Below are 9006 nucleotides of genomic sequence, written 5' to 3'. Positions count from 1 at the left end.
AACGCTGAACGTGAGACGCCGATCAGGATCCGCCAGAAGAAGTACCTGAACAACGTTGTCGAGCAGGATCACCGTGCGATCAAGCGTCGCACCCGGTCGATGCTGGGCTTCAAGAATTTTCGTTGTGCACGCATCATTCTCGGCGGCATCGAGTTCATGCATATGATCGTCAAAGGCCAGATGAAAGGCGGTGGCATCGCGCAAACTCCCGCCCAGCAGTTCTACTCCTTGATTACATAAGTAGTCCTCATCATATCGCCATTTGTTTGACTCGTCTTCCTTAACGCGACAAAACCCTTTCGCCAGCGTATCGCCGATATGCCAGTGTCAGCTTCGCGTCATATAAGTTCCGTGTGAAATTTGACCCGTTGTATCCCTTTGCGAACGCAGCCCAATTCCCAACTTTCAGCGCAGCTAGCAAGCTGGCATCTGCTGCGACGAATCGCACAAAAGCGTCGAACTGATCGGCTTCGCTTCTTTCCATTCGTGCGACGAACGCGCCAATGCCCGAATAGCCCAGACGCTTCCAATGATACCCCATCACCTGAAACGCCCCCCAACTCGCTGACTCGTATGCGGCACGGGCATCGACCAGCGCGGCATCGGCTAGGCGTTCATACTCGGCCGCGCCACCGCGATAACCGCCGCGCATCTGTGAGCAGATGTTCGGATTAGTGGCGGCGATCGGTGCCGGGGGAATGCCGCGTGAATCTAGTCGTTGCCAGAAGATATGACGCTCGAACAGGATTTTCGGCCGGCCATCAAATAGGAAACCCGAGCCCGTCGATTCCACTTCATTGACGGCTCTTACACAGGCGATCGGCACTGCGAGCCGTTCGGCGGCCATTTCAATATCAGCATCGCGTAAGTGCTTAGGGTCTCGCCGGCCGTTTGCGATCGCTGCGAGCGTTTTCGGGCCCGCGATCCCGTCGACGACTAGGCCAACCTTCGCCTGCACGGCCTTAACGGTCGCCGCTGTCGCGTCATCGTAAACGCTCGTAAGCTCTAGCTGATAGCCGCTGCCCATGAGGCATCGTTGCAACAGGCCGACGTCGTACCCACAGTCGCCGAGACGATACGCTTTCATTAATGGTTACTCAGCAAAAAACAGCGCTAACACTGTCGCGCATGGCAAATACACACGCCGGTTTATGGGGTGGTTATGGCCTAATGCGAACAAGTTGCGAGCCACTTTCACAAATGGATGCGCGACCCGCGGTTTTCATTCTTTAAACGGGACGTCGGTAATATTCAGGATGCCTGCAAGCAACGGTTCCTGTACAGAGGCAGGCACGTCCGCCTTTGCGCGATACTTGGTGGCGAACTCCGCTGGCGAGAGGTAATTAAGCGCGCTGTGAGGTCTGTCCTCGTTATATTGCCGACGCCACGCCGAGATGATCGACCGAGCATGAGAAAGATCAACAAAGCAGTGCAGATTAAGACATTCATCACGAAATTTTCCATTGAACGATTCGATGTATGCATTTTGCGTTGGCTTGCCGGGCTGGATAAATTTCAACGCAACTCCATTTCGGTACGCCCATTGGTCCAACTCCAGGCTCGTAAATTCTGGCCCGTTGTCCGTTCTCAGCGCTCTAGGATAACCCCTAAAACGAGCTGCGCAGTCCAACGCTCGAGCCACATGCGAGCCAACGATGCGGCGGTCCACGACAATGTCAAGAGCCTCTCTGGTGAAAACGTCCACGATGGTCAAGCACTTCAGACGTCGGCCGTTTGAGATGGTATCCATTACAAAATCAATCGCCCAAATTTCATTGGGGCCGCTCGGCAAAGCCAGCTTCTCACGTTCGTCCATGACGCCGCGGCGCTGCCTACGCCGCCGCAAGCGCAAGCCAGCCTGCTGATAAAGGCGATACACCCGCTTGTGGTTTACGTGGATGCCTTCGCGTTCAATCAGTGCATGCAGCCGCCGGTAGCCGAATCGGCGGCGCTCACGCGCCAGTTCCATGAGGCGCGCCGTCAGCTCCTTGTTCTTGCAGTCCGGAGTCGCTTTGTAATGCAACGAGCTGCGAGAAAGCCCTACAAGCCGGCAGGCGTGTCGCTCCGAGATGTCGACTTTTGTCCGGATCGACAACACTGCCTCGCGCTTGGCTTCTGGGCTCAGGGCTTTGCATTTGATGGCGACCTTCAACGCCTCCGTCTTGAGTGTTGCGTTGGCTAGCAACTTCTTAAGCCTAGCGTTCTCCGCCTGCAACGCCTTTAGGCGACGGGCGGCCGGTATCGCCATGCCCCCGAACTTTGAACGCCACGCGTAGAACGATGCGTCGCTGAAAACATGCTGTTTGCATAAATCTTTGACCTTTCTACCTGCTCGGGCTTCTTTCAGAAACCCGATGATTTGCTGTTCCGTAAAGCGCTTCTTCATGTTCGTCATGCTATCCCAAACCGAACTGGACGATGTCTTGCCCTATTTGCGGGGTAGGCGGTCACAAGTAGACCGGCGGTGACCGTGCTATCCGATATGCTCACCCTATTGGAGAAGAGAAGAGGAGATAAGCGATACCGGCACAAACTCAATCGGTAGAAGTGATTCCCTTCGACCGATACCCCTTGCCTTGCAGATAGTTCATTCCAACCTGCGAGGCAATGTTGATGGCGTCACTGAGCCAGTTCTTTTCAACCGCGGATGAGAACTGGCTCGCTTTACCCTGCAGGAAACTCAACGCAGCGGAAATGGCCAAATGGAAAACATCGCCAAGCCAGTCCTTGGCGCCGAGGAAAGTCGTTTGGGGAATCTGATACCCCCTGCTTACTATGAATGCATGCGCAATCTCGCCGGCCGTGGAGATCGCATCGCTGACACTGTTCTTAATGTTCGTGGTCGACGCCTGGTTGAGCTGGTAACCTTTTCTCAGTAAGGTTATCGCGATGGGAACGGCCACGCTCATCGCCAAGCTAAACCAGCCCTTGTCGATGGGCATCTCCGTCGGTTCGCCTGAGTGTTGTCTGCTCCAATTCTCTTCCGCATTCGCGGTCGGCATCCCCGAAAAAGGTGCATTGCTACCGACGACTCGTGGGGTCGACTGCCAATAGCCCGGATCGTTGGGCACTTCAGTCGGTTCGCCTAAGTGCTGTCTGCTCCAATTCTCTTCCGCATTCGCGGTCGGCATCCCCGAAAAAGGTGCATTGCTACCGACGACTCGTGGGGTCGACTGCCAATAGCCCGGATCGTTGGGCACTTCGGTCGGTTCGCCTAAGTGCTGTCTGCTCCAATTCTCTTCCGCATTCGCGGTCGGCATCCCCGAAAAAGGTGCATTGCTACCGACGACTCGTGGGGTCGACTGCCAATAGCCCGGATCGTTGGGCACTTCAGTCGGTTCGCCTAAGTGCTGTCTGCTCCAATTCTCTTCCGCATTCGCGGTCGGCATCCCCGAAAAAGGTGCATTGCTACCGACGACTCGTGGGGTCGACTGCCAATAGCCCGGATCGTTGGGCACTTCAGTCGGTTCGTCTAAGTGCTGTCTGCTCCAACTATCTTGCGCATTCGCGGTCTGCATCCCCGAAACGGGAGCACTGGTACCGACGACTCGTGGATCCGACTTCCAATAGCCGGTATTCGGCATCGCCGCCGCTGCTATGGCGTCAATGTCGGTGGGCGACAACTCGATCGATGGTTTTGATGTTGAGATCATGATTCAGTCCGGTGTGTGATCTGTTCAAGATAAGCCCGCTTTGCAACAGTTCCCATATTGCTTTTAACGCACTGTGCGTGTACTACAACACGGTGTTTGCCGCTTTGAAAGTGAGAAAGCCCCTATCTGCAAGGTCAGGCGGGGCCGCCGGCTCCTTGACGATGGGCGTCTGTTCGATCCCGGCCTGATGCAGCTCCTCACCAGTCGCCTCGATCAACTGTGCAGACGTGCAATCGGTGCCCAGCAAGCGGACTGAATCTAGCAACGAGAACGTGAAAGCTGACAAACCATTGGTTGACGGGAGGGACCCCACTGCTTGTTGATCTGACTGGCATGCCGCTATTAGGAGGGCTTTCGAATCTGGACTTTCCAGCGTGACTTTCTCAAAAGTACCAGCTCCCGCGTTGCCACCGGGTCCATTTGTGACAGACGTATTCTCGATATCCCGAATAGAAGGCGGCGTAATATGGCCGAACGGAACGTAACCAACCGATGCCGGAAAGAAAGCGGTGTCGTCCGTTTGCCAAGATTTGGTTCGAAGTGTCTGCAAATTGCCTTCTGGGTCGACCCAGGATTTCAACATTCCACCCGAGAAGCACGCATCCAACACAATAGTAAGCATGCCTGCCGGAAGATGCTTGGTCAATTCTGCCAGTTCATAGTCAAAAAAGAATCCCCCATCATGAGAAACAAGTACCTCCCTAATAGTATTGTCGACTGCCAGTCTGTATCCATGTCCTGAAAAAAACAAGACGAGATGGTCGCCGAGTGAGACACGAGATACTAGTGCATTGAGGTTGTCGATGAGATTCTTCTTTGTGGCTTCGTCATCTTTTAATACTTGAATTTCCGTGAACCCGTACCCGTTCTCAAGCATCTTAGAGAACTCTTCTGCATCTCGAGCGCAGCTTGGCAACTGATTGGGAGGTAGATAGTTACTTATTCCTACCACTAACGCGCGGTTAGACATGCATAACTCCAATGGAAAGAATCTCGAAACGTTTTTTGAGCACCAGATCAACTGCCCCTGGATCGATGTCGTATGGGGCGACGAAGAACTTCGAAACCTGCTCGGTAATCTGGACTTTGATGCTGACATGTAGGTCGAAGAACCTTCGACGAACCGGCGCTGCGCGTTCCATCTCGATGATGCCTTGCCAGAAATCCAGTTTTGTGCCCTCGCCTAAGAGCCGCTAACACAACCTGGACATCCGGTCATGAAAGCCATATCCTGGCGGCATGGCCAGACGAAAAATAAGTAACGGGTTATGGGCGGCACTGGAGCCGCTGATTCCGGTGTTCACGCCTTCACCGAAAGGCGGCCGACGTCGAACGGTGGATGACCGCGCAGCCTTGGACGGCATTCTGTATGTGCTGCAAACGGGCATTCCATGGGAAGAGTTTCCGCAAGAGCTTGGCTTCGGCAGTGGCATGACGTGCTGGCGACGGCTACGGGACTTGCAGGCCGCAGGCGTGTGGGAGCAACTGCATCTCGCGCTGCTTCGCCGCTTGCGTGAACATGACCAGATTGATTGGGAGCGGGCCAGTATTGACGGCGCCAGCGTATCCAGCCCCCGGGGGGCCAGGAAACCGGCCGCAACCCGACAGACAGGGGGAAGCTCGGGTCGAAACGGCACATCGTCGTAGACGCACGAGGTATTCCCTTGGCCATCACGGTCACCGGCGCCAACCGGCACGACTCGATGGCATTCGAGTCCACGCTCGATGCAATTCCGGCGGTGGCGGGCCTGAACGGCCGGCCCCGTAAACGTCCAGGCAAGTTGCATGCGGACAAGGGCTACGACTTTGCCCGCTGTCGGCATTACTTGAGCAAGCGTGGCATCAAGGCCCGTATCGCGCGGCGCGGCGTAGAAAGTAAAGAGAAGCTCGGACGGCATCGCTGGGTGGTCGAGCGCACGCATGCCTGGTTTGCCGGTTTCGGCAAACTGCCCATTCGTTTCGAGCGTCGTCTCGACATTCATGTTGCGTTACTTTCCCTGGCTGCTGCTGTTATCTGTTCGCGCTTCGTGGATAACTTGTGTTCGCGACTCTAAGCAACGCACACAATTGCGCGCACAGGTAGCCGCGGGGCATCTTTCCCTTTCCGGGACCGAGCATCTGTAGCGGGGTCGCATCGGCATGCAGCAGTTCGTGCCGCGAGATGTCCTGCCGCGCATTGACCAGCGGCTGCAACCGCCGGCGGATACGCAGACCCCGAGGGTCGGTCGCGAGATCGCCAGACAGAGGCGAGCGCAGATTCCGCCCCTGCCGGTAACGTTGCAGGTGTTTTCCATCTTTGGAGAACTCCGTATGGGCCAGCAGGCCGGCGGTGGGACCGAGATGTGCGGCGGCATCGCCGCAAGGATAAGCATCTTGTGCGGCTTGCAGGCCCACTCTCCGTGGATATGCAGTTCGGCCGTGAACGCTCCCGGCGTATAGTTCAGCTTCTCACTGACGTCCTCGCTGACACGAACTCGCCGACAGCCGGATTGGCACGTCACAGCATCTGCCTCATGATGAATGTCGGTTTCCTCGACGCCGAGCTTACACATGGGCGCGAAGGGCGAGCGAGAAACCTTGACTCGCTGGTCAGGTAACCCACATCTTGACGAGGATGGGCACGAAGCGCGGCCGCGGCATCTCAGCGACGCGCGAGTCGTTTGCGATGGTCTAGAATGCGTTCGCGCTCCGCGATGCCTAACACATTCGCCGGCGTGGCCCGCTCGCGTCCGTGGAGGACGCCAACAGTCCCACCCTCGCGGGTCTCCCAGCATTCCGGCGTGCACATAGTTGCCCCTGCTGCCTTGCAGCCCACGGGCATCCGTGCATCGGTGCGCGAGCAGTTCCGATATCGCGGGCCATTGTTCGCATTCTTCCAAGCCGTTCATGTGTTCTCGTCCTAGTCATCATCAAGCAACAGCGCCCAGCTACATAGAAGAAACGGCCCTGGCTTCAGCCGCACATCTATGCTGCCTTGGTGAGGGGGCAAGTCACAGCGAGTGTGTGCAGACCCGGTGTCAACCACTTTGTTGAACAACATGCTGCCGCACTATTGCAGGACTCGCCCAGAGGGCAGCGAAATAAACTTGCGCTTGGCGAATATCGACGTGCCATCATATTGCAGCGATATGCGCCCTTCGATAAAACCAGAGGACTTCTAGCAAATCTATTGCCCCCGTTTTGCAACCGTCCCTTTTGATGTAGTGGTGGCGTGCTGAAATCTATCCGGCGTTGTGGGAGTCCCCGTGCCGCCACGATGTGACCTTGCCCTGTTTCACGAACTCCATAGCTGAACTCTGGCCGCTTGCCCTCCGTGAGCGGCGACCCAATTCTTCTTGAACGGCCGCGGCATGACGCAGTTCATTACGAATGCAGTCTCGGGCATTGTAGAAGCCAAGCCAGTCGACGCTTTCATCTATTGCAGCACGCCGCGTTGCAAAGTGACGACCGAGTAGTCGTGAGACCTTCAGCGGACCCCACAGTCTTTCGGTCGGCGCATTAGCGCTCCTGTGTTAAGTGAAGATCGGCTCACGCAATACAGCCGTCTCGAAACGAGCAAACAGGTGCGGACAGCAGTTCGCTTCCGCACCGATCATTTTCGCTGTGCTCTGGGCGAGTCCTGCAACAATGGGGCACCATGTTCTACAGTAATCTGGTTATCACCGGCGCTGCATTCTTACAGTCGCTGTGGGTTGCCCCCCCACAAAAGCGGAATGGATGTGGTCCGGTAGTATTTGAACCGTGAGGGCAATAAGAGATAAAGGTGCCGCGTTATAAACAGCAATTCAAAGCCGATATTCAAAAACGCTTGATGTCGTCTAAAAAGGAACCGTTGGAAGCGGTTTCAATGGAAACGGGTGTGGCAGTGCACACACTCGAGAACTGGCGCGCGCAAGCGATGGCCACTGACGCGCTTAGCCACGGATGGACTCCGGAGCGTATGCTTGATGGGGTGGTTGGGGCGATGCGGATCTCCGATGAGACCGCTAGGAACGCCTGGTTGGTGAGCCAGAATATAGGACCGTTGGACTTTATGCTATGGGGCAATGCTGCCTTGGAGGGGCTGCGCGCCTTTGGACGTGTCACTCGAGGTGAGTCAAAGGCTACTCGGCTCCGCATCAGGGTACTCGAGCGCGATCTCCGCAAAAAAGATGAAACCATGGCCTCGGCTGCCGCGCTGGTTTTAGACGGGTACGGGGAGATTGATGCTTCTTGAGTGCTGCAATGAGGGCCTTGCAGCTTGACCTCGTCGTTGGCTAGCGCCTTGTGGTACAGGCGCCTGCCGTTCCGATCGTGCGCAACGGTATGATGCTGGCCTTTACCGACATCGACGCCGACGAAGACATCGACGGCGAAATGTTGTTGAGTGTCTTGCATCGAAGGATGACCGAGTAAACGGATTGGCCTGCAACAACGGTGGATAGTCCCGGCATCCAGGTTACGGACGGCGCCGGGGTATCCCGGCCAACCCGTATCAGCGGTCGCCAGCCACCTACCAGGCCCGGTGACCACACCCGTCGGATCATGGCTGCGACGGGGGCGTGAATTATGCCGGGATTGGCTGGCCAAAGCCCGATTACCGGGGCGTGAAGATGGTAAGGGCGCACGAACAGCGGATGGTCAGCAAATCGCTCACGATGGTGCTACCTGTCCACGCATCGACGACACGGCCGCGGAAGACAGGACGATCGCGGCGCTGTCTCGTACGCGACCCGGCGGATAGAGGTGCCCATCGGGCCTCGAATCGATATTGGTCTTCGCCATAGCCTCGTGTACAAGCGTGCCAGACTTCTAGCACCACTTGTAGCCAGGTTTGGACAGTTGATCGTAGATGCGGAGCCGGCTGGACGCTTCGCCATTCATGTTCAAAAGGCGAAGGTCGCGGCGAACAGTAGCGTTGCAATGGGTCCTTTGCGGGACCATGCACGCGCGGTGGAGGGTTTCCACACTCTTGATATCACGATCTCGATCGCGAGACCGGTGATGGTCTGCGCGACGGACGGCATTGCTGCGGCAATGTCGTCCGTCGGGCGGTTCCAACGGGTTGTCGTTCTTCTCTTGCACGCGCGGGGTCTTGTGGCTGCTGACGTTGTCGCAGATCACATGGATCTCTTGTTTGGGCCGCTGGCTGGCGATAACGTCGGTGAGGAAGGCCACGAACTGCTCGCTGGTATGGCGCGGCGCCGTCCTGCCGATGACTTCCCCGGTTCTCGTGTTGAGCGCGGCGAACAGGCTCAGCGTGCCGTTGCGCTTGTATTCGAAGCCGTGGCTCTCGGCGCGCCCGGGCGACAGCGGCAGCATCCGGTCTTTACGGTCCAGAGCCTGAATTGCCGTCTTCTCGTCTACGCAGAAC

The 9006-nt window shown here is 56.7% G+C and carries 10 protein-coding genes and 2 pseudogenes; 3 read left to right on the top strand and 9 right to left on the bottom strand.

Features of this window, described 5'->3' with window-relative positions; genetic code table 11:
• Window positions 1–240 (top strand): DDE-type integrase/transposase/recombinase (locus tag M3A49_RS41330; RefSeq protein ID WP_266233890.1); only part of this gene is annotated, 240 nt, incomplete at its 5' end.
• A gap of 40 nt (window positions 241–280) precedes the next feature.
• On the opposite strand, the gene M3A49_RS41325 is transcribed toward M3A49_RS41330, so the two are convergent.
• From M3A49_RS41325 to M3A49_RS41305, 5 genes are all read right to left on the bottom strand, one after another.
• Window positions 281–1087, bottom strand: a complete 807-nt coding sequence (locus M3A49_RS41325) for an N-acetylmuramidase family protein (RefSeq protein WP_266233889.1) — start codon at window positions 1085–1087, stop codon at window positions 281–283.
• Window positions 1088–1222: 135 nt separating this feature from the next.
• Window positions 1223–2386, bottom strand: a complete 1164-nt coding sequence (locus tag M3A49_RS41320; protein ID WP_266233891.1) for an IS3 family transposase — start codon at window positions 2384–2386, stop codon at window positions 1223–1225.
• A gap of 148 nt (window positions 2387–2534) precedes the next feature.
• Window positions 2535–3653 (bottom strand): hypothetical protein, encoded by a 1119-nt coding sequence (locus tag M3A49_RS41315; RefSeq protein ID WP_266233888.1) that lies wholly within the window; start codon window positions 3651–3653, stop codon window positions 2535–2537.
• Window positions 3654–3735: 82 nt separating this feature from the next.
• Entirely contained in the window at window positions 3736–4623 is an 888-nt protein-coding gene (locus tag M3A49_RS41310) for a caspase family protein (protein WP_266233887.1), read from the bottom strand.
• Window positions 4616–4795: a hypothetical protein gene (locus M3A49_RS41305; RefSeq protein WP_266233886.1), complete on the bottom strand. Its 180-nt coding sequence runs from the start codon at window positions 4793–4795 to the stop codon at window positions 4616–4618. Before M3A49_RS41305 ends, M3A49_RS41310 begins: the two co-directional genes overlap by 8 nt.
• 97 nt (window positions 4796–4892) lie before the next feature.
• On the opposite strand from M3A49_RS41305, the gene M3A49_RS41300 reads away from it, so the two are divergent.
• Window positions 4893–5707 (top strand): IS5 family transposase gene (locus M3A49_RS41300; RefSeq protein ID WP_266233885.1). Its coding sequence is split into 2 segments (ribosomal slippage): window positions 4893–5223 and window positions 5223–5707, totalling 816 coding nucleotides; the frame shifts between segments, so codons are not numbered across the junction.
• Here M3A49_RS41300 and M3A49_RS42860 read toward each other — a convergent pair.
• Complete coding sequence (locus tag M3A49_RS42860) at window positions 5664–6047, bottom strand: IS66 family transposase (protein WP_416339116.1); 384 nt, start codon at window positions 6045–6047, stop codon at window positions 5664–5666. The two genes, M3A49_RS41300 and M3A49_RS42860, sit on opposite strands and share 44 nt — an antisense overlap.
• 880 nt (window positions 6048–6927) lie before the next feature.
• Window positions 6928–7153: pseudogene (locus tag M3A49_RS41295) on the bottom strand (IS3 family transposase); the annotation flags it as partial.
• Window positions 7154–7416: 263 nt separating this feature from the next.
• On the opposite strand from M3A49_RS41295, the gene M3A49_RS41290 reads away from it, so the two are divergent.
• Window positions 7417–7869: a hypothetical protein gene (locus tag M3A49_RS41290; protein WP_266233892.1), complete on the top strand. Its 453-nt coding sequence runs from the start codon at window positions 7417–7419 to the stop codon at window positions 7867–7869.
• On the opposite strand, the pseudogene M3A49_RS41285 reads toward M3A49_RS41290, so the two are convergent.
• Together M3A49_RS41285 and M3A49_RS41280 are read right to left on the bottom strand one after the other, a co-directional pair.
• Window positions 7859–8086 (bottom strand): annotated as a pseudogene (locus M3A49_RS41285) (IS110 family transposase); the annotation flags it as partial. The gene M3A49_RS41290 and the pseudogene M3A49_RS41285 sit on opposite strands and share 11 nt — an antisense overlap.
• A gap of 358 nt (window positions 8087–8444) precedes the next feature.
• Window positions 8445–9006: transposase (locus M3A49_RS41280; protein WP_266233884.1), on the bottom strand; the 562-nt coding region annotated here is incomplete at its 5' end.

It is taken from the genome of Paraburkholderia sp. CNPSo 3076 (genome assembly GCF_026343935.1).
In the GTDB taxonomy this organism is placed as follows: Bacteria; Pseudomonadota; Gammaproteobacteria; order Burkholderiales; family Burkholderiaceae; genus Paraburkholderia; species Paraburkholderia nodosa.
The sequence above is the reverse complement of the archived record's forward strand: the minus strand, read 5'-3'. Positions and strand labels throughout refer to the sequence as shown.